Raw genomic sequence first — 25,629 nt, forward strand, 5'->3', positions numbered from 1 at the left:
ATAGTGATCTTATCAAGATCAAAAAATCTTTAAGAATTTTGTTCACTTGTTTTGTCGTGTAGTTTTATATAATTGAGTGGCAATTCCGTGGTGTATTTAATTTGTTCCATTGCGAAAGAAGATGAAACATCACGGATGTCAATTTTAGCAATTAATTTTTTGTAAAAAAGATCATAAGCTTCAATATTGGGAACGACGACACGCAATAAATAGTCAATATCTCCACTCATTCGATAAAATTCAATCACTTCACGAAATTCTTGCACAATTTTTGAAAAGCGCTTAAGCCATTCTTGGCTGTGTGTGTTCGTACGAATAGAAACAAAAACAGTGACGTGTGCATTTACTTTTTCTGGAGAGAGGACAGCAACACGACGTTGAATAACACCATCTTCTTCAAGTTTTTGAATTCTACGCCAACAAGGAGTGGTAGAAAGTCCTACTTTTTTAGCGATATCAGCGACAGAGAGTGTCGCATTTTCTTGCAAAAGATATAAAATTTTTCGATCAAGACGATCCATATTTTTCTCAGTATTCAGTTTATAAAAATTTACGCACTAAACTGCGTAAGGATACAATAAGCTCATCATTAAACCATGGATTTTTTTGTAACCAAGAAGTATTTCGCCATGATGGATGTGGTAAAGGCATGACATTATAGCCTCGAGGTTGACGTATGGAAAGAATGTTTTTCCAATCACTAACGGTTGCTGAGACAGTTTTATGTTTTAGTTTTGCAATATGCCATTTTTGCGCATAACTTCCAATAGCAAGGACAAGTTTTATTTGTGGCATAGCTTGAAATACCTTTTCATGCCATATTTCTTGACATTCACGCCTTGGCGGTAAATCAGATTTGTTTTGATCATACCCTGGAAAACAAAATCCCATAGGAACAATAGCAAAGAGAGATCTATTATAAAATTCATCTCTTGTGACATCGAGCCAATTGCGTAGTCTTTCGCCAGAGCGATCATTAAAAGGAATAGAACTTTCATGGACACGTAGCCCTGGTGCTTGCCCTGCAATTGCAATTAAAGCCCTATTAGATAAATAAACTACGGGTTTTGGTTCATGAGGAAGGGGAGGAAGATAACGAGGATATTTGATACAAACACGACAGGAGTAAATTTTTTTTTCAAGTTTGGTAATTTGATTATCTGGTTGTTTTTTCATTGGAAAATAAGAAATTAAAGAATACTATACGGAAAGAAAAATATTTTCTTTATTCTGTTCGAGGATGCGTTTTTCGCCATTTTCTCGGATATTGAAAATTTGATTGCCATATTCCTTTTCTTTTCTTTCTGGCTTCTTGTTCCTCTTGAGGGTAGTCATAATAACTTACAGCCCAACCATTCTGTACCATCGTTGCATTGATGTTCCTGACTTGCTTTGTTTTACATGTCGCAAGAATGCGGCCATATTTATCCTTTTTATACCAATGACATATAACAGGCTGATTTGCTATGAGTTTTTCTAAGTATTTTTTTGCTTCAAGTCCGCATGCATAGAGTACTTTCTTTGTACCACAAAATTGTTTCATCTCAGGAGCATCAATTCCTGCAAGCCGGATCATAATAGAGGAAACCATAAGTGAATCGCCATCAATAATTAATGCATTTCCCTCGATAGGGAGTTTGGAAATTAAAGATGCCTTCTGAGGGTATTTTTTAGTATATTCAATGTAAACTATCACAATGATAAAAATGCTAACAGCAATAAAAATGCTGGAACTCATAATCTTTAGATTGAAACTGTTTAGGCCAAAATGAGAACTTTTTTTTTCATGAAATCAAAAAACTATGATTACAACAAGCTTAATTTAGAAAGGATTGACTTATACGTCTTCAACAAAATCCAATTATTTCGATAAAATTAAGTATATTACTCAATGCTCTATTAAACATACTTCCCATCTTGGGTTACGTAGAAAATCAGATCCAATACCACAAAGATACTACTCAAAATACAGAAGAGGAATTAAAAAAATAAATCAACCTCATTTAAGGATATATGGCGCTCTAAGCTAAAAACATAGAAACAAACAGGCACACTTCACTCTATTTTTCCCCCGATAAGCAGCATTTAAAACTGCGCTGCTTTCGATTGCAGCACTCACAAGAGAAATAGTGTAAATTAGTTATTTAATTTTCGTTTCTTTAAATTCAACGTGCTTTTTTACAACTGGATCATATTTACGCTTGCTCATTTTATCTGTCATTGTACGGCTATTTTTCTTCGTTACATAGAAAAAGCCAGTATCTGCAGTTGATAAAAGCTTGATCTTAATGGTTGCTGCCTTGGCCATAATTAAGAGTCCTATTTATTGAAAATTATATCATTTCTCTATTAAAGTCTATTTCTGATACAATCAGACTTTTGGCAACACTACGGATGTTGTCCAAAAAGTCAAGAGCTTGATTAATTTTCTCATGTGTTGAATAAGTATCAAAATGATATATAAACTAAAAAAACAAGCTATTGCAGTTAAAAAATTGGTTTCAAGATATCCATGTTTGGCTGATAGTACTTCTCCTAACAAGCACATTGATTTGCTAGAAAAAAATAAAAGCAGAATTAGCAGGAAAAAGTTCTTACTCTTAAGGTTACGTTTCTCATGCTGCAAGCTTGATTCTACAACGGTCAGTAAAAACGCGAGCGAGGAGAAAAAGAGGAAGAATCAAAATCCATTGCTGTTTGAATGTCATGGTATTATAAAAGTTTTAAATTCCTTTTTCTGCATTCTTGTAAAGCTTAAAATACGCACCTCATATGGGAAGAGTGCTGATCCTTTGTGTAATCATTCATTGCTGTTAGAGATTAAGAATAAATATTACCAAGCACAGATGTTGCCACAAAAATAAGGCTGGCTTGTTTTTATTATATGCAATGGATTAAAATGAATTATTAACAGTGAATGCTCCCATTGACAGATACAAAAAAATATTGCCATCGGTTGAGATAGGAATGAAAACATAAAGATAAATAGCACATATGAGCTGTTTTTTAATTTGAGGATTAATTTTCAAGTCATCAAAATTGGCATGATAGCAAACATAATAAAGACGTATAGGAGAAAAAATCTCTAAATTCTTGGTTCTTATTTTTGCGAGCAGTATAGTATTGCATCTATCGCAAATCATAAGCGCTCCTATAAGAACACAAATACCAATTAACAGACTACATTTTTAAAGTGATGCGCAACTGTTGATTTAAAATTTTGACAGAATAAACAAGATTATCATTGTAAAATGCAATATAAATTTTACAATAAACCAAACCCATATTGCTTGAAAAAATAGATCCTAGAAAACTTAAAAAGCCAATAACGCAATGATTTCCGTAAAGAATGTTTTGATTTCTAAAGTTTTTTATTATGAGAATGGCTTATTTTACTTTTTTCATGAAGCTTAAGAAAAGCTGACTTTAAAGTTAAGAGAAAGTGAATTTCTCCATTGCAGATTTTTTTAACCCCTTAATATTCGAAATTATTTCAATTTCTTACAGGATTGTTATTGAGCAGAAATAAATATACGGTCACACATAAGGAAGAGAGATATTAGCATAATGAAAATCATACAATGCAACGAATCTTACATAACATTTCAGTTTTAAAAATATGTCTATCTTATTATTTTATAATAATATTTTATTTAAATTAATAACACTCTAATTATCTCTCATAAGATTTTTTATCTTTTGAGAGTATAATAAAATTATCGTGATGATTTTCGTTTTTACCTATTTTCTTGGTTTTTATCTGATATTGTTTCTTGCATATCGCTTTTGTTTTTTCGCTATAAATTTGTTTTTATGGTAGGACGCAGATGAAAAAGCTATTGGGCGAGGATCTGTTAAAAGTTCAAAACATAAAGCACCAGCAAAGGGCTGTACTTTTATAAGCTTCACTTTTACTATATCAGTGAGTTGATAGCCTTTATGACTACGCTTTCCTACAAGGGTATGTTGCACTTCATCGAAATAATAATAATCATTTTTAAGTGTAGAAATATGCACAAAACCATCTATATTGAGTGTGTCAAGTGAAATAAAAAGACCTGCTTTTGTAACTCCAGAAACACGACCTGTAAAAGTGCAGCCGATTTTATTGGTTAAATAATGTGCGACAAGCCTATCAATCGTTTCTCTTTCAGCCATCATTGCTCGGCGTTCATAGAGAGAAATTTGTGTGGCGATTTCTGCAAGATTTTTTTCTTGTGTCTCTGTTAATTGGTCATTCCCTAACTTTAGAGCTTTAATGAGTGCTCGATGAATAACCAGATCAGCATAACGACGAATTGGTGATGTAAAATGTGTATAGTTATGTAAGTTTAAACCAAAATGGCCGATATTTTGGGGGTTATATTCTGCTTGAGATTGTGTGCGCAAAATAACCTGATTCACTAATTCTTGTTGCTGGGTATTCATAACCTTTTCTAAAATTCTATTAAGACGGGCTGATGTCAGTTCTGCGCCTCGAGAGAGTGATAAACCCAAACTTTGAAGAAAACTCCGCAGTATTTCTTGTTTTGCAAGAGAGGGTTTATCATGAATTCGATAGATGAGGGGCTGGTGATGTTCTTTTAATGTTTCAGATGCTGCAATATTAGCTTGTATCATGAGTTCTTCAATCAAACGATGTGCTTCTAGGTATGTTTGTATTTCAACATCTTTAATGCATCCATTTTGATCAAGAATAATTTTTTTTTCTGCTATTTCTAATTCTAGTGGTTGTCGACGATCCCGTGTAATTTTAAGGCATTCATAAGCTTTCCACAATGGTTGTAAGACATTTTCGAAAAGAGGAGCTATTTTTTCATTTATATTTCCCTCAATTGCTGACTGAACTTCTTGATAAGAGAGGTTAGCTCTTATACGTACCATAACACGATGAAAACTATGTTTTCGTTTATTACCGTTTGCATCAAAAATCATACGAACTGCTAAAGCGGGTTTCTCTTTTCCTTCATGCAGAGAACATAAATTATTAGAAATACGTTCTGGAAGCATAGGCACAACGGTATCAGGAAAATAAACAGAATTTCCTCGCTTCAATGCTTCTTTATCTATAGCACTTCCGGTTTTGACATAGTAAGAAACATCTGCGATTGCGACAACAATAATCCAACCGCCACTATTTGTAGGATCTTTGTCTTTTGTTGCATAAACTGCATCATCACGATCTTTTGCATCTGGTGGATCAATCGTAATGAGTGGCAATTGCCGCCAATCTTCACGATTTTCTATGCTGGCAGGTTTTACATTTTTGACTTGTTTAAGAACATCTTCAGGAAAAATATAAGGAATTCCTTTTGACAGAAGAGCAATCATTGAAAGTGTTTTTTCACTCTCAATATGTCCTAAAACATTTTTTATTTGTGCACTCTTTAGCCCATAACCAGTATTTTTTTTAATTTCGACTTCAACAAAATCGCCGGATTGTACATGAATTTCTGAAGATGTATCAATAATCAATTCGCTTGTTTTGCGCTCAACAGAATCAAGACGCCATTGACCATTTTCTAATTTTCGTACAATGCCAAATGTGCTCTTTGGTGATACATCAATTTTACGAATAATTTTCCCTGTATAAGGGAGGCTTTGAGGCACTTTATTTCGAAAAATTTTTACAAGAATATGGTCTCCAACACCAACATTTATTCCTTTTGTACGATGAAAAGGGAGTATTTCAATCTTTGGTTTTGGACCATCTTCCCACTCAAGAGGTTGTGCAATAAAACTACCGTCTTCATCACGTGCAGTAATTTTTAAAATAGCAACCGCTGGTAATTGTCCTTTATTTCTTGCCTTTTTACGCTCCTTTGCTCCTAAGCTCTGATTTTTCAGATCACGCAATATATCTCGTAACCAAATACGAGAATCATTTTTTAAATTAAAAGCTTTTGCTATTTCACGTTTACTTGATCGACCAGGATTCTCATTAATAAAGGAGAGAATTTCTGCTTTATTAGGCAGCCGTCCCAAGTTCAGCGGTTGAAAATATTGTGTTTTTTTTTCACCTTTAGCCAAAATTTATGTCTCTTTTGTTTTAGTAGAAGCTCTTTTTAAGGTTGTTTTTTTACCGGATGCTTTAACCGATATAAGTTCTAATGCTTCTGAAAGTGTCACATTAATTGGATCTTTATCTTTTGGCAATGTTGCATTAACTTTACCCCAATTAACATAGGGACCATAACGCCCGTTGCGCACGGTGACAACTCCCCCATCTGGGTGGTTCCCTAATGTTGCCAACGCTGCAGTTGTTGTTCTACTTCGCTTTGTTTTATTTTCTTGTTTTTCGGCAAGTACTGTAACAGCGCGATTGATGCCAATATCAAAAACTTCATCTACATTGAGAAGGGGAGCATATTTTCCATCATGCGTAAGGTATGGGCCATACCGGCCAATTGTTGCAGTGATTGTTTTGCCGGTTTCAGGATGAATACCAATTTCACGGGGCAAGGATATTAAAGACAAAGCTTTTTCAAGAGTGATTTTTTCTGCTTGCCATTCTTTTGGTAACCCTGCACGCTTAGCTTCTTTGCTTTCACCAAGTTGAATATAGGGCCCAAAACGACCATTGCGAAGAGTGACATCTTTTCCTGTTTTAGGGTCAACTCCAAGTATAACGGGTTCATCATTCCGTATGGCTTCATTCTCTTCTCCTGGATCTGTGCCAAGTTGGCGTGTATATTTGCATTCGGGATAATTAGAACAGCCAACAAATGCACCATAACGACCGAGTTTTAATGATAACTGGCCGTTTGTACATAAGGGACAGGAACGAACATCACTTCCATCTTCACGCACAGGAAAAGCAAGGGGTGCTAATGTTACATTTAAAACATCAAGAACATTTGTTATACGTAATTCTTGGATATTGGTAATAGAAGCATTAAATCCATCCCAAAAATCGCGCAATACATCTTTCCAAGAAAGCTTTCCATCCGATATAAGATCCAGTTTTTCCTCAAGATCTGCCGTGAAACCGTATTCTACATAGCGATTAAAGAAATTTTCAAGAAAGGCTGTAACAATACGTCCTTTAACATCGGGAATAAGCTTTCGTTTATCAATTATGATATATCCACGATCAGATAGTGTAGCCAATGTGGATGCATAGGTTGAAGGACGACCTATTCCTAGCTCTTCAAGCTTTTTAATTAGGGAAGCTTCAGAATAACGAGGAGGGGGTTCAGTGGTATGTTGTATGGCGTCAACCTTTTCTTTAGTAAGTTCTTCACCAGTATTAATTTGTGGCAAACGTGTTGTTTCGTTTTCTTCATTGTTTTCTTCATCTCGTTGATCAGTGTAGAGAGAAAGAAAGCCATCAAAACGAATAACAGAACCTGTTGCGCGTAAATTTGCGTAATTTTCCCCTTGCTGTGCTTCAATTTCAACAGTTGTGCGTTCAATTTCAGCAGAACGCATTTGGCTAGCAACAGCGCGTTTCCATATCAGTTCATAGAGTTTTGCCTGATCGCTATCGAGGAAATTCCGTACTTGATTAGGAATACGTTGAAAATCGGTTGGACGGATGGCTTCATGTGCTTCCTGTGCATTTTTTGCTTTTGTTGAATAAAAACGTGGTTTTTCAGGAATATAATCACTACCAAAAGATTCATGAATTACTTTTCGTGCTGAATCTATGGCTTCTGGTGCTATTTGTACACCATCAGTACGCATATAGGTAATAAGCCCAGCCATTTCACCATTAATTTCAATCCCTTCATAGAGCTTTTGAGCAATTTGCATGGTACGAGAAGCTGAAAAGCCCAGTTTTGAAGAAGCCGCTTGTTGTAAAGTAGATGTTGTAAACGGAGGAAAAGGATTTCTCTTTGTAGGCTTTGCTTCAACACTGAGTGCATGATATTTTGCCTTCTCTAACATAAGGCGAATTTGATCTGCTTGTTCTTGAGATTGAATGTCAAGCTTGCCAATCTTTTTTTGATTAAACATTGTTAATCTTGCTTGAAAGCCGTCATTGCGGATGGTTTTTAAGTCTGTTGTAATAGACCAATAATCCTCTTTGATAAAATGTTCTATTTCTGATTCACGATCACAAATAATACGCAGAGCAACAGATTGAACCCGACCAGCCGAACGTGCTCCGGGGAGTTTACGCCATAAAACAGGTGAGAGTGTAAAACCAACAAGATAATCGAGAGCACGACGTGCAAGATAAGCATTTACAAGTGATGTATCAATATCACGTGGATTATTCATTGCATCAAGTACAGACTTTTTGGTAATGGCATTGAATACAACCCGCTTAACAGGTTTATCTTTTAAAACTTTTTTTTGACGAAGAACATCTAGAATATGCCATGAAATAGCTTCCCCTTCACGATCAGGGTCTGTCGCTAAGATAAGACTATCGGCTTCTTTAACTGCTTTTGCTATTTCATTTAAACGTTTAGCGGCAGCAGAATCTACATCCCATTTCATAGAAAAATCTTGATCAGGTAGAACGGAGCCGTCTTTTGCGGGCAAATCACGAACATGTCCAAATGATGCTACTACTTTATATTGAGATCCAAGATATTTATTAATTGTTTTTGCTTTTGCTGGAGATTCAACGATAACGATATTCATAATTTTACCCGAATGTTGAAATAAAAAATTTTTTTATAAACTTCTTTTCCAGGAATAGCCAATGGCAATTGGTTAAGAACACATAAAAAAACATTAATATTATACAGCTTGTGATTGTTATTGTTAAAATACACCCTATATGGAATTACACGATTTATTTCCACGGTTAATATAAAAACATAAGACGAAATACTAAGATAACGTCTATTGAGAGGTGGGGAGAATACTCAAGGATAGAAGATTATGTTTATAAATCATTTAAAAATTATCCAATATATTACAGATATGTCAAAACAAATGAACCAGATGGCGCGTCAAGCGCGAAGTCCTCTTTTAGCATTACTTTTGGATATGGCAGCTAAAGAAGGGCAGAGTATTATTAATAGTGCGGAGGCTCTTGGAGAAGATCAAAATTCGACAATGACACATAACCACCAGAGTGTCGAATAAGCTTTCCAGCAAGTTCGAGTTCAACCAATAAAAGGTAGAGGTTTGAGAGGGAGACACCTGAATTGGTGCTCAGTGTGTCTAAGTCAATGGGTGTTGTTGAGAGAGCAGAGAGAACAGCACGACGTTCTCTCTCATCTCCAACAAAAGAGGTAATCTTTGTTTTTTTATCAGATGAATTAAAACAGTCCTTTTCAAGTTGCAGAGAAGGTAATTCTTCAAAGAAGTTAAGTTGGTGATTTGTAGGCGTTGGAATTAATGGTGTCAGTGTTTCTATAATGTCAGAAGGGTGTGTGGTTAGCAAGGCTCCATCCTTTAGGAGGTTGTTTGTACCAACGGATCTTGGATCAAGTGGAGAACCGGGAATGGCAAAAGTCAGTCGTCCCATTTCGGCAGCTTGACGCGCAGTAATAAGGGATCCTGACTGTAGTGCAGCCTCTACAACCAATAATCCAAGTGAGAGACCTGCAATAATACGGTTTCTTCTTGGAAAATCGATAGCGCGTGGTTTCCATCCAATGGGCATTTCACTGATAATTGCTCCACCATTTGCGATAATATCTTCGTGCAGCTTTTTGTTTTCAGGGGGATAGATGTGATCAATTCCACCAGCCATTACTGCAACTGTCCCCGTTTGTAGACTCGCTTGATGTGCAATGCTATCAATTCCACGTGCTAATCCGGAAATAATTGTAAAATCGGCGTTTCCAAGAAAATGAGCAAATTGAGCAGCCAGTTTTTTGCCTGCCGCCGAAGCATTTCGAGATCCCACAATTCCAACAGAAGCTTTCTCAAAAACTGAAACATTGCCTTTGATAGCAATAAGCGGCGGTGATGCTTCTGTAACTTTAAGAAAGGTTGGATAATCCGGTTCTCCTATACCAACAAACCGAATACCTAATTTTTCGGCTTCTTGCATTTCTTTTTCAGCGTCTTCTAATGTTGCTATTCGGATGGATGTAGCAAGACCACCTTTTCTACTAAGCTCAGGAAGTGCTGCCAAAGCATTTTCTGCTGTTTTATAATGATCAATGAGATTGCGAAAACTCACTGCTCCAATATTTTCGCTACGCAACAATCGTAACCAGTTTAGACGTTGACGATCAGTGAGCAGGATTCCTTTATTTACCCCCGTTTTGTGTCCCAATTTTGCTTTCTTTCCCAACTAACAATCTACCAATATTTGCATGATGTTTTATCATCACCAATAGGCTCATAATTACTAGTATACAATGAGCATAGAGATAAGGATAGGAAAAATGAACAAATATTGGAGTGATAATAACAGCAATGAGTGCGGATAATGAAGAGTAACGTGTAATGAGAAAAAGCACTATCCACGCAGTGATAAAAACAATTGCTGCTGGCCAATATAATCCTAAGCAAACACCTAGATAGGTAGCAACACCCTTACCACCTTTAAATTTAAGCCATACAGGGAAAAGATGTCCTAAAAAAGCAAAAAAACCAGCAAGAGAAATAAAGATATTATTTTCTATCGGATCAGTTAAAAATTTTATAACAAGAATAACAAGAGTCCCTTTTAATATGTCACAAAGAAGTGTCAGAGCAGCAACTTTTTTATTTCCTGTTCGTAAAACATTTGTAGCTCCAATATTTCCTGAACCAATTGTTCTTACATCGCCAAGTTTTGCTAATTTTGTAAGAAGCAAGCCAAATGGGATAGACCCAATGAGATAAGATATCAGAAAGATAAGCCATGTAGTAAATTGAAAAAGTATTTCACCTTCATTCATTAAAAACCCCCATGAAGTTTATTGATCAAGTTTAAAAATTGATTGTCCTTTAACAAAGGTTTGGAGAACACGTCCTTGGAAGTGTGCCTTCTCAAAAGGTGTATTTTTTGAACGTGAATACAGCTTCTCTGGAGAAACTATCCATGGTTCATCAAGGTCAACTAAAATAAGGTCTGCATGAGTGCCTTTTCTAAGTGTTCCCGCATTGAGATCAAAGAGTTTTGCAGGTGTTGTTGACAAAAGTTCAGTTAATCGGAGAAGAGAAATGGTTCCGTTATGATAAAGGCGTAAAGCTGCACTCAATAAAGTTTCCATGCCAATGGCACCTATGGCTGCCTCACTAAATGGTAGATTTTTTTTATCAAGACTTTGAGGATCATGAGAAGAAACGATAATATCCACTGTTCCATCTTTTATTGCTTCAATCATTGCTATACGATCTTCTTCTGTACGCAATGGAGGTATGAGGCGAAAAGAGGTGCGATATTCACCAATATCATTTTCATTGAAAGATAAGTGATTAATAGATACACCGGCTGAAATTTTCTCACTCCGTTGCTTGCTTAAACGAAGTGCGTCAGCAGACAGTGCTGTTGATATTTGTGCGGCATGATAGCGTGTTTGTGTTAATGCTGCTAAGCGCAAATCTCTTTCGAGTGGAATAACTTCTGCTTCGCGCGGTATTCCAGAAAGTCCAAGCCAACTGGCTAGAAGACCTTCGTTCATAACGCCTTGTCCTATGAGATCCTTGTCTTGTGTTTCGTGCATCAATGGGACATCGAAGTCGCGTGCATAAGTCATTGCACGCCGCATAACAGATGAATTTTGAAGTGTTTTTTTTCCTTCACTAAAAGCAACTGCTCCTGCATCCTTTAGCAAGCCAAATTCGGCTATTTCCTGTCCGTTGAAACCTTGAGTAATGGCAGCAACGGGATAAATATTAACTGATGAAATTTCCTGTGCTGTATGCGTAATAAATTTAACAAGCGCTATATTATCGATGACTGGATTCGTATTTGGCATCATAAGAAAGGAAGTAATGCCTCCTGCTGCTGCAGATTGGCTTGCTGAAGCTAGCGTTTCCCGGCTTTCATTTCCTGGTTCTCCAACAAAAACGCGGGCATCAACAAGTCCAGGGAGAATTGCTTTATTTTGCGCATTAATAATTTCTGCCCCTTCGGGGATTCCTTGATTAAGGGCTTCTTTTCCAGCGGCTATAATCAGTCCATTTTCAACAATAACGGTACCAATTTCATCGATTGTACGGGAAGGATCAATAATACGAGCGTTTTGAAAAACAATTGGCTTTGTCATTTTTTTTCTCCACTTGCCTTAAGGCGTGAATCTAATAAAGCTTCCATGACAGCCATACGCACAGCAATGCCCATTTCGACTTGTGTATGAATCATGCTTTGTGGTCCATCTGCGATATCAGATGCGATTTCTACACCACGGTTTATTGGGCCAGGATGTAGAATAATACAATCACTTTTAGCATAAGCTAAATTCTCTTTATGTAAGCCGAAATAATGAAAATATTCACGAATGGAGGGAATAAAGGAACCTGTCATACGTTCTTGTTGTAAGCGCAGCATCATGATGACATCAGCACCTTTAAGACCTTCTTTCATGGTGTTATAAACTTCAACGCTCATATCTGCGATGCTTGCTGGTAAAAGTGTTGAAGGAGCGATAACACGAACACATGCTCCTAAAGCGTTGAGACTGAGGATGTTGGAACGTGCGACACGTGAATGCAAGATATCACCACAAATTGCAACAGTTAATCCTTCAATACGGCCTTTTGTTCTTTGAATGGTCAGAGCATCTAATAAAGCCTGCGTTGGATGTTCATGTGCACCATCACCTGCATTAATGACACAACAGTCAACTTTTTGCGCTAACAAAGCAGCTGCTCCGGCACAACTATGACGAATGACCAATATATCTGGCTTCATCGCATTGAGGGTTGTGGCTGTATCAACCAATGTTTCCCCCTTTTTTACAGATGAATTGCCAATAGCCATACTCATCACGTCTGCTCCTAACCGTTTGCCGGCCAATTCAAATGAAGATTGTGTTCGTGTAGAAGCTTCAAAGAAGAGATTAATTTGCGTACGCCCATGCAATATGGATTGTTTTTTATCACTTTTTTTTAAGAAAGGAACATTCGCATTTGCTCGATCAAGCAATATGGTAAGGTCTTGCACACTTAGATCTTTAATACCTAACAGATGTTGGTGGGGGAAAAGGGAAAAAAAAGTATTTTGAGTCATAGCATTCTTTTCTATCTCTCTCTAAAGAGATTAAACAAGCATTTGTTTGGATATGATAAATATTTTTTAACTGCAAAAAAACAAATAGTCTATGATATGAATGATTTGAATAATAGGAATATGCCTATGAGTGGTGTACTTGCGCAAAACTCCCGCCGAAAAAATGCATTTCTCAGTGATACGCTGATGTTTCGCATTGCGTCCACTTTGCCTACATTTTTGTTAGCAAGTTTTGAAGAAATAGGAGATTTTGTAGCCAGCCGTAAAGCATGGGAGCTTGCCTCTTTGGCGAATCGTTATCGGCCAATGTTACGTTATAACGACGAATGGGGGAAACCAACAGAAAAATTAGAGATACACTCTTCTTACAAAGCTCTTCAACAATATTCCAGACAAGCTGGTTTGGTCACTTCACTTTGGGAAAACACCAGTTCAGAAAATGGGATACGCTATCAAGCACGTGCTATTCGCTTGGCCTTATCTGCCAGCCTAGAAACGGGGCATTTGAATGAAGTTATTATTACAAGTGCCGCTATTGCAGTTTTAATTAGTGATGTTGAGCTTTTTAAAAAATGGCAAAATGCACTCTTATCGCGTCAATATGATTTGTCATCCAAGCCTGTTAATAGTAAAAAAGCAGCTTCATTAACTTGTGCTTTTGACGATTTTGAGAAACACGAAAAACACTCTTTCAATTTTCCAAGTGTTAAAAAAATTTCTTTTGATGAAAAAATGGGACGTGATCTCTATCGTTTAAATGTTGTAAAAACCAATGTTATTAATCCTATAGTTGATGGATATCTTGTTAGTGCAGAATTAGATGGTCATTTAAGTTGCTTTTTAGTTCCACGCATGCAGGAAAATGGTGCATTAAATGGGTCTATATCGATTCGTCATTTGATACTCCGTTCCGGAGAAACCTCAACGCCAGAGGGTATTGTTGAGTTTCAAGGCAGTTGTGGTTGGCTTTTGGGAAATGCTGGAGAAGGCATTAAGGTTATTAAGGATATCGAAACGATGATGCGTTTCGATCAATCTGTCGTATCAGCAGGTGTTCTGCGGGCTGCTCTTCAATTTGCTATAGATTTCTTTCGGCAAAAGATGCCAAATCAACCTTTGTCTCCACTGACAGAACGTATTTTTGCAGATATTGCACTTGATATTGCTGCCGCACAAGCATTGGTTTTGCGTCTAGCGCGAGCATTTGACAATGCTGCAAATGATCGCTCTGAAGCAGCTTTTGCACGAATTATGACACCTATTATTGCTTATCATGTGAGCCAATTAGTTGTTCCTATTATTGGTGAAATTATTGCCCAGCTTGGCATCGAAAGCTTTATAGAGGACAATCCACTATCGCAAATGTTGTGTAATGGACCTGCACGGATTGTGAGAAATACTTCTGCTAATCAATTGGTAAAAGATGCAATTCTCATAGCTGAAAAAGCACCGGGATTATTTCAGAAATTGTTAGAAAAAACTGCTCTTGATATTGGTCCAGCAGGGCCAAGAGCAATTGAGATTATTAAATCTGCTGCAGAAATGGCATCGGCAAATGAAGGAGCTGGGAGATTTTTTGTTGAACAAGTGGCATATGCAGTTGCAGCGGCATCGTTACGATCTACAGATATAGAGCATGTTGCAAGTGCTTATATGGAAAGCCGTCTTGGGGGACAATGGAGATCTTCCTATGGTATGCTGATTGCACGATATAATGCAGGACTTTTGTTAAATGTTCTTTATCCTTCTATATGATGAAGGTTGTGGATTCTATTGAGAGCACCTTGTAATATGAATGCGGCGGCAGCAGAATCAATCCGAGTTGCTCTTTTAGCGCGTGATACATCCATTTCGAGAAGAGAGCGTTCTGCAGCAATCGTCGATAAGCGTTCGTCCCAAAAAACAAATGGAATTTCTGTATATGCTTCCATATTTCTGACAAAAGTTCTAGTTGCTTGAGCACGAGGGCCACTGCTTCCATTCATGTTAAGAGGTAACCCAATAATAATAACGCCCACATTTTCATGGTCAAAAATTTTTATAAGTGTTTGAGCATCTACCGTAAATTTTTGTCGTTGGAGTACAGAACGCGGATTTGAAAAAATTAGCCCTCTATCAGAAACCGCAATTCCGATAGTTTTCGTACCCAAATCCAACCCTGCTATTATTTGCCCGGGCAAAAGATGTATCATAACTTCATTTATGTTAATAATGGCCATATGCTTTATAATTTAAGTTCTTTATTGTTTTAGATTTATACTTATATTCTTTATTTGGATTATCAATATTCTTGCGCTTGCAAACGCAGACTTGTATAGCCAGAATATGAATAAATGAATATCAAAATAAAAAAGCAGAAAGGCGTAATATGTCTGTTGATCAGGAAACAGTCAAGCGGGTATCACATTTAGCGCGCATTGCTCTTCATAACGATGAAGTAGAACTTATGACAAAAGAACTTAATGTCATTTTAGGTTTTGTGGAACAATTGAGTGAAGTTGATGTCAGTGGAGTTGAGCCATTAACATCAGTGATGCCAATGACTTTAAGAATGCGTGAAGATAGTGTCACAGATGGTGATAAAGTAGCAGATATTGTAGCAAATGCACCTGTTACAGAAGAAAATTTTTTTCTTGTCTCAAAAGTCGTCGAATAACTTTTTATATTTTTAAAATTTGAGAACCAATATGACTGATTTAACAACCCTCACAATTGCACAAGCCCGTGATGCTTTAAAAAAAAGAGAGCTTAAAGCAACTGAACTAACAGAAGCTTATTTAAAGGCAATTGAATTGGCCAATCCAATCTTGAATACTTATGTTGCAATAACAGCAGAACAAGCAATGAAAATGGCTGCTAAATCAGACAGCCGCTTGGCTAAAGGGCATGGAGGAATTTTAGAGGGAATTCCATTGGGAATTAAGGATCTTTTTGCGACACAAGATGTTCATACACAAGCCTGTTCCTATATTCTTGATGGTTTTAAACCGCACTATGAATCAACAGTGACTGCTAATTTATGGCGAGATGGAGCCGTCATGTTAGGGAAGCTTAATATGGATGAGTTTGCTATGGGGTCCTCTAATGAAACGTCATATTATGGTCCAGTTATTAGTCCATGGCGAAAAAAAGACTCTAATGAAAAACTCGTACCAGGTGGTTCTTCAGGTGGTTCTGCGGCCGCTGTTGCAGCAGGGCTTTGTGTGGGTGCAACCGCAACAGATACAGGTGGCTCAATACGTCAGCCAGCAGCATTTACTGGTACTGTAGGGATAAAACCAACTTATGGACGTTGTTCACGGTGGGGAACCATCGCTTTTGCCTCATCACTTGATCAAGCAGGACCTATAGGGCGAAATGTTCGAGATTGTGCTATTTTACTTAAATCAATGGCTTCCTTTGATGAAAAAGATTCTACTTCAGTTAATTTACCAGTGCCTGATTATGAAAGTTATATTGGTCAATCCATCAAAGGAATGAAAATTGGTATTCCAAAAGAATATTACCTTGAGGGAATGTCTCCTGAAATCGTTGAACTTTGGCAAAAAGGAATAAATTGGCTAAAAGAAGCAGGGGCTGAAATAAAAAATATTTCATTACCCCATACAAAATACGCTTTGCCTGCTTACTACATTGTGGCTCCTGCAGAAGCATCTTCTAATTTGGCTCGTTATGATGGTGTTCGTTTTGGTCTTCGTATACCGGGAAAAGACGTTATTGAAATGTATGAAAATACTCGCTCAGTTGGTTTTGGTAATGAAGTGAAACGACGTATTTTGATTGGCACTTATGTTCTTTCATCGGGCTATTATGATGCCTATTATCTTAAAGCTCAGAAAGTACGAACATTAGTAAAGCGTGATTTTGATCAATGTTTTTCTTCTGGGGTTGATGCTATTCTCACGCCAGCAACACCAACACCAGCTTTTGGTATCGCTGATGAAAAAATAAAAAACGATACTGTGGCAATGTATCTCAATGATATTTTTACTGTACCGGTTAATATGGCTGGTTTACCAGGAATTTCTGTTCCTTCTGGTCTCTCATCGAATGGTTTACCGTTAGGATTGCAATTGATTGGTAAACCTTTTGCTGAAGAAGTCATTTTTCAGATAGCTCACATTATAGAACAAGCAGCTGGAATGTTTAGTGCTGAAAAATGGTGGACATAATAATAAAAAAGTTCAATTTTTTATGAAAAAAGATTTTCTTTCAACTTAGTTATATTTAGAATTAGCAACCCATGCTATTTTTAAAGTTGAATGAAGATTTCACTAGAAAATCTATTATTGAGCAAGAAAACCAATCGGTTAGCTTTAAAAGAACGAACAATCATAAAAGATTATGAAATAAGCCATGAAATACAATGTGTTATAAATGATTGTATTGGTAAACATACATTAGAGGAATGTATAGATCTCCTTTATAAAGAATTTATGAATAACTTTTGTTTTCTAAAGAGAATGTTGTGGTATTTTGTAATCACGTTTTCCGACAGGTTTAAAAGTTATTTAGAAAAAAATGAAACAAAATCTTTCGAACTTTAGAAGAGTGTGTGAAAATTGAAAACCACAAGATATCTCTCTTAACATAGTAGATACGCGAGAAAATAAACTCTCTCTTCTTAATCACTGCGTGTAATTTTCTATCCGCCAAGATAAGCTTCTTTAACACGGGGATCAGAAAGCATAGCTTTGCCTTCACCATGAAACAAAACATGCCCAACTTCCAGAATATAAGCATAGTCCGCAATGGAAAGCGCTGCAAATGCGTTTTGTTCAATAAGAAGAACAGTTTTTCCCATATCATTAATTTTTCGGATAATCGAAAAAATTTCCCGAATAAGAAGCGGTGCTAACCCTAGCGAGGGTTCATCTAATATTACCATGTCAGGATTACTCATGAGTGCACGACCCACAGCGAGCATTTGTTGTTCACCACCTGACATTGTTCCTCCTAACTGCTTTGCTCTTTCACGTAGACGCGGAAAGAGATCAAATATCCATTCGATATCACGAGAAATTCCTGACTTATCATGGCGGATATAAGCACCTAAATGAAGATTTTCTAAAACAGTGAGATGAGGCATAATGCGCCGTCCTTCAGGACTGAGAGCAATACCTAATCGCAAAATTTTTTCTGGTGATTTTTTAATAATTGATTCGCCTTTATAGTTAATCTCTCCATAAACAGATCTATTAAGTCCTGTAATAGAGCGTACAATGCTGCTTTTTCCTGCTCCATTGGCACCTATTAAAGTAACTATACTCCCTTTTTTTATAGACATAGAAAGATTTTGGATAGCTTTAATGGCGCCATAATGAACGTGAAGATTTTTGATTTTAAGAATATCCATAAACATCTCCGCCAAGATAAGCTTCAATAACTTTAGGGTTATTACGAATTTCATCTGGTGTGCCATTGGCAATGCAGCAGCCATGCTCCATTACCAAAATATATTGGCAAAGCCCCATAACAACTTTCATATCGTGTTCGATAAGCAGAATTGTAAGATCAAAGTCTTTTTGCACTTTTGCTATGAATTTTCTAAGATCTTCACTTTCCTGTGGATCCATACCGGCAACAGGTTCATCAAGAAGAAGTAATTTTGGCTTTGTTGCTAAAGCGCGCGCAATTTCTAAACGTCTTTGTACACCATAGGGCAGAGTCGTTGCAGATTGATTGGCAAGGTGATCAAGTTGTAGCTGTTCAAGAAGTTTCATCGCATTTTTATGAATTTCTCTTTTCTCTTTCATTGCTTTTGGAAAAAACAAAGCTGAAGAAAACCATGGATGCTTTTGTCGAACATGAGCCCCCACCATAACATTTTGCAAGACTGTTAACCCTGAAAAAAGACGAATATTTTGGAATGTTCGTGCAATATGGTATCTACAGATAATATAAGGAGGAGCTCCAGAAACTTTTTTCCCATCAAAAAGAATGGTTCCACTTGTGGGGGCATAAAACCCGGAGATCATATTAAAAATGGTTGTTTTTCCAGCACCATTAGGACCAATTAATCCAGTAATTTTTCCTCGCTTGATTGCCATATTAATATTATTGACAGCAACCAATCCGCCAAAACGCATCACGATATCATTGAGTAAAAGAATAGTGTCGTTCATAGCTTTTCCTCAGTATTAGAGAACTTTTTGCGTGTAAAAAAGCTATAAATCCCGCTCCATGAGAATTCACGTTGTCCCAATAAACCTCTTCTCCAAAATAAGATAATGACGAGCAATAAAAGAGAAAAAATAACCATCCTAAGCCCTGGTGTCTCTGGAATATGTATAAAACCTAAGTCAAATGGACTCTCGATAATGCGAAGCCATTCAAGCATGACCGTAATAATAATGCTGCCAATAATGCTACCTGTAATCGAACCAAGACCACCAGCAACAACAATCATCAAAATATTAAAAGTTAGAAGGAAGTTGAACATTTTTGGATCGATTGTTGAAATAAGAGCGGCCATTAATGCTCCTCCGACACCTGCAAAGAATGCACCTGCAGTAAAGGAAAAGCTACGGTAGAAAAAAGCGTTAATCCCCATTGTTTTCGCAGCGATTTCATCATCACGAATAGCGCGCAGTACATTACCAGTATTGCTTCGCAGTAAGAGAATAATGAAGGTAACCGTAAATACTAACCAACTATAGTTCCACCATAATGTCGCATTTTGAGGTATTCCTTTGATTCCTAAAGAACCATTTGTTACGGATGTCGCGTTTGTAATAACAATGCGAATAATTTCTGCAAAACCCAACGTTGCAATTCCAAGATAATCTCCGCCAAGACGTAAGATAGGAAGAGCAATTAATAAACCTACAACTGCAGCACACAGACCACTTACAACAACAGTTACAAAAAAAGGTAACTGTAGATCATGCAATGGCTCAGCTATAGGTTCAAGAATCCACATCATTTCTTTTTGTTCAGGAGAAAGAAGTAAAATCGCGCATACATAAGCACCAATAGCCATGAATCCAGCATGTCCAAGAGAAAACATCCCGGTGAAACCGTAAATCAAATTAAGCGAAATTGCCAATATCGCATTGATAGCAATAAGGTTGATGACACGAAGTGTGTACTCATTAAAATGGTTATCAGCATAAAATAAAAAACCGATAAAAAAAAGAATACTGATACATGATAAAAAAGTTGAAGCTGATTTTGCCATTAGATTTTCTCCTGATTTTTTTTGCCCATTAAACCAGTGGGCATTACTAATAAAATCAGAATTAATAAAATAAAGGCAAAAGCATCTCTATATCCGGATAGAGCAGGAAAGAATGCGACAATCATAATTTCAATAAATCCTAGTAACAGCCCCCCCAACATTGCTCCTGGAATTGAACCAATGCCTCCGATAACGGCTGCTATAAATGCTTTGAGTCCAGGAAGAATACCCATATAAGGTTGAACTTGAGGATAGCGTAAAGCCCACATGATGCCTGCAATAGCAGCAAGTGCTGAGCCTATCCCAAAGGTAAGTGCGATGACTTTATTGACAGAAACACCCATCAAACGAGTCGTTTCAATATCGTGGGAAATTGCACGCATAGCAAGACCAGGTTTTGTCTTATGGATAATCCATAGCAATAACACGATAAGAATAAATGAAACAATGGGAACGATCAGAGACATGGGAGCAATTCTAATAATTCCATTTTCCCCTGATCCTAAATGCCATAGGAATGGTGTGACAAGAAAATCTGGCTGTTTTACACCCTTTGGGACACCACTAAAGATTACAGTAGCAAGATTTTCAATAAAAAAGGAAACTCCTATTGCACCAATAAGCGCTGAAATACGTGGAGCATGACGCAGTGGTTTATAGGCAAACTGGTCAATAGTAATACCCACTGCACTTGTGATAAAAATTGAAAAACAGAGAGCTAAAATCCAAATCGGTGTAAAATCTTGTGGAGCAATTTTAAAATAATAAATGAACGTTAAAATAAAAGCAAAAAAAACAGCAACCCAATAAATTTTAGGGCGTTTTTTAAACCCTATAAATACTGAATAATAAATGAAAAGAGCCAATAATATAAGAAGAACAGCAGCCCAAGCAGGCATAAAGCTGATTGTGGAAAAGAAAACAAAATACGCCCCTAGCATAAAGATATCACCATGAGCGAAATTAATGAGTCTTAGAATACCATAGACCATGGTGTAACCAATTGCGATAAGCCCATAAAGAGCCCCCAATGCAAGTGCATTAAAAAAATACTGGATGAACATTTCAGTGCTCATCTCTTATCCTTCCGCATTTATTAATTCATATAGAATGAAAGAAGTAACCACAAGACGATTTGATTGAACCTCAATCCTCAACCGATTCCCGTATTTTGATTAGTAAGACTTTCTATTTTTTTAAAAAGCAGGTTTGACTTCATCTAAATAGATACGTTTTCCATCCTTTATTTCAATAACACCGATAGGAATCGTAGGATTATGGTTTTCATCCATAGACATATCCCCAAAGGGTGTTTGAAAGTCTTTTAATTTGCTAAGTTCTATAGTAATTTTTTCACGATCGGCACTGCCAGCATTTTCAATAGCTTTCATAAACATCATATAACTTGTGTATCCCAAAACAGAATTGATATTGGGTTCTTTGTCAGGATAAGCTGCTTTCCATTCTTTTGTGAATTCTTTTGCAGCTTCTGACATATTTGGCATATCCTCGCTGTAAGGGAGTGTTGTATGTAAAAAGCCTTCTGCAGCCTTTCCTGCAATTGTAATGGTTTCTGGATTATCCATGGCATCTCCGCCCATAATTCGGAACTTTGCACCTAATTCACGCGCTTGTTTCATGATGATGGCACCTTCAGAAAAATAGGACGGAATAAATAAGATATCGGGATTTTGTGCTATAATCTGTGTGAGAACAGCTGAAAAGTCCTGATCTCCAGAATTATAGTTTAAATTTGAGATAATCTCACCACCTAGTTTTTTAAAAGAGCGCGCAAAATAACTGGCAAGACCAATGGCGTAATCATTTGATATATCTTTGAGTATAGCAGCTTTTTTTGCATGTAAAGTTTGAATTGCGTAAGTTGCAACTCCTATACCTTGGTAAGAATCAACGAAGCAAGCGCGAAAGTAATATTTCTTGCCTTGTGTAACAAGCGGACTTGTTGAGGAAGTTGCAATAGTTGGCGTTTTCGCTTTTTCAGATATTTCTCCACCAGCCAATGAGAGTGAAGAGCCATAACTCCCGATGATTCCATTTACTTTATCACTTGCGGTTAAGCGCATAACAGCATTGGCAGCTTCTACTTTATCAGATTTATTATCAACAACAATAAGTTCTACCTTACGTCCCAATATTTCTGGGATTTTTTTATGTGCCAATTCTATACCTCTAATTTCAAGCTGGCCTCCAAATGCATTTTGACCACTTAACGGAAGGTAAACACCAATTTTAATGGGCTCATTCGCATAAACATTTACTGTAAGTGTCATGACAGCGGTGACTATAGCAAGAATTTTCCTCAATTGCATTGGGCAACTTCCTTAATTAGTTGTAGTTTTTACACTTTATCGTGAACTTTTTCATCATGCAAGTTACACATTAATGAAAATACCATTGTTTGAAAAATCTTTTGTATGATCTCTCTTTCGTGAAAGATGTCTCTTAAGATACGTTAAGCATATGATCAAACATTTTTTGGATTTATGGGTTGATGTTAACATAGAAAATACGACAATATGGGGAAATCTTATCTTGGGGCTTGCGTGTTGATACAATCGCAATGTTTACTTAACATAAAGAATCAATGTCATGCAATTTATACCTACAGGATCACGTTTTATTATGGCGAGTAAGGATGCATTAAAGGATTATTCCCTATCTAAAGACAGTATAGGTGCTTGTGGTGAGATTATTGAGATCAGTGGTGTCATTAAGTGGTTTGATGGGAGTAAAGGGTATGGATTTATTGTGCCTGATTTACCTAATTGTCCCGATATATTACTGCACGTTACAGTGATGCGCAGGGATGGCTTTCAAACAGTTTTGGAGGGTGCTAAAGTTGTTTGTGCGGTAGAAAAAACTGAACGAGGATTGAAGTGCGTTCAGATAAAATCTATAGATTGTTCATCAGCGATTCACCCAGCAGAATCTCCAGCCCGAACGCATGTCGTTGTTACTCCAGAAAGTGGTTTAGAGCGCGCAATTGTTAAGTGGTTTAATCGTGATAAGGGGTTTGGTTTTCTGAGTCGTGGACAGGGAACAGAAGATATTTTTGTTCATATGGAAACATTGCGTCGTTTCGGTTTAGCAGAGCTTCGTTCTGGTCAAGTTGTTCTTGTACGTTTTGGTAAAGGGGAAAAAGGCTTGATGACAGCAGAAATTTATCCAGATATAAATATTCCGTTTGCTACACATTGAGTTTCACTAGTGAAGCCACATACTCTCTTTTTTAAGAGGACAGTAGTATGTGAGTGCAAATAGCTCTAAAACGAATATGTGTGAGAGAAGACATATTCATGAAACTGTCAATCAAAAGAAGCTGGTTGTTCATAGCTTATTGAGAGCGATAAGAAGGTAAATGTCTTATTTTTCTTTTATTTTTTTAATTCTGATGCTTTTTATTTTATATGAAAAAGCGAGAGATTTGTTTGAGTGAAAAGATAAAAATGTTAATTTTTTTTAAAAGAGGACGTACTGTTCTGTTGGCAGTATCTTTTATATTAGCAATAAGTTCAGCTATAGCTAAGAAGCCGTTGGAACTCCCAGTTGATCCGATTCCTTTAGAGATACAAACAAAGCAAGGGACAATTTCTTACAAGGTAGAGATTGCTTTTACGCAGTCCCAGGGGGTAGCTGGTTTAATGTATCGCACTGATTTTCCACGTGATCGTGCAATGCTCTTTAGACAACATGGAAGTAGGGAGTTAAAGGATAAGCAACAGCTTTTTATGTGGATGGCAAATACACCTTTACCCTTAGATATGATTTTCTTAAACGCTGAAGGGATTATCGTATCAATTGTCGAAAGAACTTCTCCATTTTCAACAGATATTATTTCATCGGGAGTGCCTGCAACTTTTGCACTTGAAGTTAATGCTGGTGAAGTTTCTGAAAAACAAATAAAAAAGGGACAACGTGTTATTCATCCCGCTATTTGTGGCAAATGTGACGGTGATAAAAATGATAGCGGAGAATATTCGTTTTTTTGAATATGATGGTTTGCGCTTTTCTTATAGAGAAGAAGGGCAGGGTACACCTATTTTGTTGGTTCATGGTTTTGGGTCTTCTGCACGTGTGAATTGGTATGCAACGGGTTGGTTTCGTACCCTTACTGAAGCAGGATATCGTGTTATTGCTCTTGATAACCGCGGACATGGAGATTCTGTTAAAAGTTACGATCCTTCTTTTTATACACCTCAAGCTATGGCTAGCGATGCGATGCGATTGTTGCAGCATTTAGAATTATCTAAAGCGCATGTCATGGGATATTCTATGGGGGCTAGAATTAGCGCATTTATGGCTCTTTTGTATCCAACATATGTACACAGTGTCATTTTTGGTGGTTTAGGCATTGGTATGGTAACAGGAGCAGGGAATTGGGAACCTGTTGCTGAGGCCCTTTTAGCAGAAGACATTTCTACTATTACCAATCCACGCGGTTTAATGTTTCGTAAATTTGCAGACCAAACGAAAAGTGATAGACGTGCTCTTGCTGCTTGTATTATCACATCAAAACAAGAGTTAACAGCAGCTGAAGTTTACAAAATTAAGCAACCTGCACTTGTCGCTGTTGGTTCATTAGACGAAATTGGCGGTGAAGCAGAGCCATTAGCAGCCTTGTTGCCACTTGGGGAAGTATTGCAAATTCCTGGACGAGATCATATGCTTGCTGTGGGAGATAAGATCTATAAAAGAGGCGTTATCGATTTTCTTTCTCGTTATCCTATCGTATGAGAATCATTCACTGTTTAAAAGCCTACAACATCATTTATTCGCATGCTCTCTTTAAGGTAACAACAGATTTTAGAATATCTAGCTATTGTGGGGGAAGGTTTTTATGCAATGGTAAAGAGAATAGCAATAAAAATTCTGAAAAATCATTTATTATAAGAATGATTTCTTTTTTATATATTAAATTGAGTACGTTACTGAAAGTAGTTAAAGAAAATTATTCTTTAATTATACAACAAGATTTTGTGGTAAACAAAATAGTTGTAAAAAAAGAGAATGCTTTTGTTTAATGAAGCTCTGTTTTGTGTAAAAAGGGAAAAAATTACACTAGTTGATCGATGTTTTGCCCCAATATGTTTGTAAACGCAGATACTGAAATTGAGGATAAAGTAAAAACTATTAAAAATTTACGCTTTTCTCTACCTATTTTTTTACTTTTGTAATCTATACGAGTATATTTAACAATGATAAACCCTTTTAATAAAGGATATTAAGCAAAAGTTAAAAATAATGGTGTTTTGAATATAGGTCAAACCAAAGATCAAGACTAGGATTTTTTACCATCTTTATAGAATCTTAGGAGTATCTTATTTGCTTATAAAGAATTAAATGAATCATTTAG

General features: G+C 36.7%; 24 protein-coding genes. 8 read left to right on the plus strand and 16 right to left on the minus strand.

Features of this window, described 5'->3' with window-relative positions:
- Nucleotides 1-29 precede the first annotated feature (29 nt).
- From AYT27_RS04150 to rpmG, 4 genes are all read right to left on the minus strand, one after another.
- Nucleotides 30-521: an Lrp/AsnC family transcriptional regulator gene (locus tag AYT27_RS04150; protein WP_011180707.1), complete on the minus strand. Its 492-nt coding sequence runs from the start codon at nucleotides 519-521 to the stop codon at nucleotides 30-32.
- A 19-nt stretch (nucleotides 522-540) separates the two neighbouring features.
- On the minus strand, nucleotides 541-1,176 hold the full coding sequence (locus AYT27_RS04155; RefSeq protein WP_011180708.1) for a uracil-DNA glycosylase family protein: 636 nt from the start codon (nucleotides 1,174-1,176) through the stop codon (nucleotides 541-543).
- 49 nt (nucleotides 1,177-1,225) lie between these two features.
- Nucleotides 1,226-1,738 (minus strand): thermonuclease family protein, encoded by a 513-nt coding sequence (locus tag AYT27_RS04160; RefSeq protein ID WP_011180709.1) that lies wholly within the window; start codon nucleotides 1,736-1,738, stop codon nucleotides 1,226-1,228.
- Nucleotides 1,739-2,140: 402 nt separating this feature from the next.
- Nucleotides 2,141-2,308, minus strand: a complete 168-nt coding sequence (rpmG, locus tag AYT27_RS04165) for a 50S ribosomal protein L33 (protein WP_004864083.1) — start codon at nucleotides 2,306-2,308, stop codon at nucleotides 2,141-2,143.
- Nucleotides 2,309-2,453: 145 nt separating this feature from the next.
- Between rpmG and AYT27_RS04170 the strand changes: the two genes are divergently transcribed.
- Nucleotides 2,454-2,864, plus strand: a complete 411-nt coding sequence (locus tag AYT27_RS04170) for a hypothetical protein (RefSeq protein ID WP_034447777.1) — start codon at nucleotides 2,454-2,456, stop codon at nucleotides 2,862-2,864.
- Between the two features lie 892 nt (nucleotides 2,865-3,756).
- Here AYT27_RS04170 and rnr read toward each other — a convergent pair.
- Together rnr and topA are read right to left on the minus strand one after the other, a co-directional pair.
- Nucleotides 3,757-6,030, minus strand: a complete 2,274-nt coding sequence (gene rnr, locus AYT27_RS04180; RefSeq protein ID WP_011180710.1) for a ribonuclease R — start codon at nucleotides 6,028-6,030, stop codon at nucleotides 3,757-3,759.
- Between the two features lie 3 nt (nucleotides 6,031-6,033).
- The gene (gene topA / locus AYT27_RS04185; RefSeq protein ID WP_011180711.1) at nucleotides 6,034-8,595 is read right to left on the minus strand and encodes a type I DNA topoisomerase; all 2,562 of its coding nucleotides are present in this window, start codon (nucleotides 8,593-8,595) and stop codon (nucleotides 6,034-6,036) included.
- Nucleotides 8,596-8,838: 243 nt separating this feature from the next.
- On the opposite strand from topA, the gene AYT27_RS04190 reads away from it, so the two are divergent.
- Nucleotides 8,839-9,045, plus strand: a complete 207-nt coding sequence (locus tag AYT27_RS04190; protein WP_075320684.1) for a hypothetical protein — start codon at nucleotides 8,839-8,841, stop codon at nucleotides 9,043-9,045.
- Here AYT27_RS04190 and dprA read toward each other — a convergent pair.
- Genes dprA through AYT27_RS04210 form a run of 4 tightly spaced genes read right to left on the minus strand, consistent with a single transcriptional unit; the run spans nucleotide 8,975 to nucleotide 13,075 of the window.
- On the minus strand, nucleotides 8,975-10,189 hold the full coding sequence (gene dprA / locus AYT27_RS04195; RefSeq protein ID WP_034447784.1) for a DNA-processing protein DprA: 1,215 nt from the start codon (nucleotides 10,187-10,189) through the stop codon (nucleotides 8,975-8,977). The two genes, AYT27_RS04190 and dprA, sit on opposite strands and share 71 nt — an antisense overlap.
- The gene (gene plsY / locus AYT27_RS04200; RefSeq protein ID WP_011180713.1) at nucleotides 10,164-10,799 is read right to left on the minus strand and encodes a glycerol-3-phosphate 1-O-acyltransferase PlsY; all 636 of its coding nucleotides are present in this window, start codon (nucleotides 10,797-10,799) and stop codon (nucleotides 10,164-10,166) included. The genes dprA and plsY overlap by 26 nt, the downstream gene beginning before the upstream one ends.
- A gap of 18 nt (nucleotides 10,800-10,817) precedes the next feature.
- Complete coding sequence (locus AYT27_RS04205) at nucleotides 10,818-12,113, minus strand: dihydroorotase (RefSeq protein ID WP_011180714.1); 1,296 nt, start codon at nucleotides 12,111-12,113, stop codon at nucleotides 10,818-10,820.
- Complete coding sequence (locus AYT27_RS04210) at nucleotides 12,110-13,075, minus strand: aspartate carbamoyltransferase catalytic subunit (RefSeq protein ID WP_011180715.1); 966 nt, start codon at nucleotides 13,073-13,075, stop codon at nucleotides 12,110-12,112. The genes AYT27_RS04205 and AYT27_RS04210 overlap by 4 nt, the downstream gene beginning before the upstream one ends.
- A gap of 126 nt (nucleotides 13,076-13,201) precedes the next feature.
- Between AYT27_RS04210 and AYT27_RS04215 the strand changes: the two genes are divergently transcribed.
- Nucleotides 13,202-14,830 carry an acyl-CoA dehydrogenase family protein gene (locus AYT27_RS04215; RefSeq protein WP_034448127.1) on the plus strand — a complete coding sequence of 543 codons (1,629 nt, stop codon included), beginning with the start codon at nucleotides 13,202-13,204 and terminating at the stop codon, nucleotides 14,828-14,830.
- On the opposite strand, the gene ruvX is transcribed toward AYT27_RS04215, so the two are convergent.
- Nucleotides 14,815-15,294, minus strand: coding sequence for a Holliday junction resolvase RuvX (gene ruvX / locus AYT27_RS04220; RefSeq protein ID WP_011180717.1), 480 nt, complete (start codon nucleotides 15,292-15,294; stop codon nucleotides 14,815-14,817). The two genes, AYT27_RS04215 and ruvX, sit on opposite strands and share 16 nt — an antisense overlap.
- A 149-nt stretch (nucleotides 15,295-15,443) precedes the next feature.
- On the opposite strand from ruvX, the gene gatC reads away from it, so the two are divergent.
- Together gatC and gatA are read left to right on the plus strand one after the other, a co-directional pair.
- A complete protein-coding gene (gatC, locus tag AYT27_RS04225; RefSeq protein WP_011180718.1) occupies nucleotides 15,444-15,731 on the plus strand; it encodes an Asp-tRNA(Asn)/Glu-tRNA(Gln) amidotransferase subunit GatC in 288 nt (95 codons plus the stop codon).
- A gap of 31 nt (nucleotides 15,732-15,762) precedes the next feature.
- The gene (gene gatA / locus AYT27_RS04230; RefSeq protein ID WP_011180719.1) at nucleotides 15,763-17,247 is read left to right on the plus strand and encodes an Asp-tRNA(Asn)/Glu-tRNA(Gln) amidotransferase subunit GatA; all 1,485 of its coding nucleotides are present in this window, start codon (nucleotides 15,763-15,765) and stop codon (nucleotides 17,245-17,247) included.
- A gap of 473 nt (nucleotides 17,248-17,720) precedes the next feature.
- Here gatA and AYT27_RS04240 read toward each other — a convergent pair whose 3' ends face one another.
- From AYT27_RS04240 to AYT27_RS04260, 5 genes are all read right to left on the minus strand, one after another.
- Entirely contained in the window at nucleotides 17,721-18,431 is a 711-nt protein-coding gene (locus AYT27_RS04240) for an ABC transporter ATP-binding protein (protein ID WP_011180720.1), read from the minus strand.
- Entirely contained in the window at nucleotides 18,418-19,200 is a 783-nt protein-coding gene (locus AYT27_RS04245; protein WP_011180721.1) for an ABC transporter ATP-binding protein, read from the minus strand. Before AYT27_RS04245 ends, AYT27_RS04240 begins: the two co-directional genes overlap by 14 nt.
- Nucleotides 19,197-20,255, minus strand: coding sequence for a branched-chain amino acid ABC transporter permease (locus tag AYT27_RS04250; RefSeq protein ID WP_011180722.1), 1,059 nt, complete (start codon nucleotides 20,253-20,255; stop codon nucleotides 19,197-19,199). The genes AYT27_RS04245 and AYT27_RS04250 overlap by 4 nt, the downstream gene beginning before the upstream one ends.
- The gene (locus AYT27_RS04255) at nucleotides 20,255-21,331 is read right to left on the minus strand and encodes a branched-chain amino acid ABC transporter permease (RefSeq protein WP_034447792.1); all 1,077 of its coding nucleotides are present in this window, start codon (nucleotides 21,329-21,331) and stop codon (nucleotides 20,255-20,257) included. Before AYT27_RS04255 ends, AYT27_RS04250 begins: the two co-directional genes overlap by 1 nt.
- A 120-nt stretch (nucleotides 21,332-21,451) precedes the next feature.
- Nucleotides 21,452-22,585, minus strand: a complete 1,134-nt coding sequence (locus AYT27_RS04260; protein ID WP_011180724.1) for an ABC transporter substrate-binding protein — start codon at nucleotides 22,583-22,585, stop codon at nucleotides 21,452-21,454.
- Between the two features lie 313 nt (nucleotides 22,586-22,898).
- Between AYT27_RS04260 and AYT27_RS04265 the strand changes: the two genes are divergently transcribed.
- The 3 genes from AYT27_RS04265 to AYT27_RS04275 all read left to right on the plus strand — a co-directional run bounded on the left by AYT27_RS04265 (nucleotide 22,899) and on the right by AYT27_RS04275 (nucleotide 25,010).
- A complete protein-coding gene (locus tag AYT27_RS04265; RefSeq protein WP_011180725.1) occupies nucleotides 22,899-23,474 on the plus strand; it encodes a cold-shock protein in 576 nt (191 codons plus the stop codon).
- Between the two features lie 248 nt (nucleotides 23,475-23,722).
- Entirely contained in the window at nucleotides 23,723-24,265 is a 543-nt protein-coding gene (locus AYT27_RS04270; protein ID WP_011180726.1) for a DUF192 domain-containing protein, read from the plus strand.
- Nucleotides 24,237-25,010: an alpha/beta fold hydrolase gene (locus AYT27_RS04275; RefSeq protein WP_011180727.1), complete on the plus strand. Its 774-nt coding sequence runs from the start codon at nucleotides 24,237-24,239 to the stop codon at nucleotides 25,008-25,010. The genes AYT27_RS04270 and AYT27_RS04275 overlap by 29 nt, the downstream gene beginning before the upstream one ends.
- The last annotated feature ends 619 nt before the right edge of the window (nucleotides 25,011-25,629 follow it).

This window comes from Bartonella henselae str. Houston-1 (genome assembly GCF_000046705.1).
GTDB lineage: Bacteria > Pseudomonadota > Alphaproteobacteria > Rhizobiales > Rhizobiaceae > Bartonella > Bartonella henselae.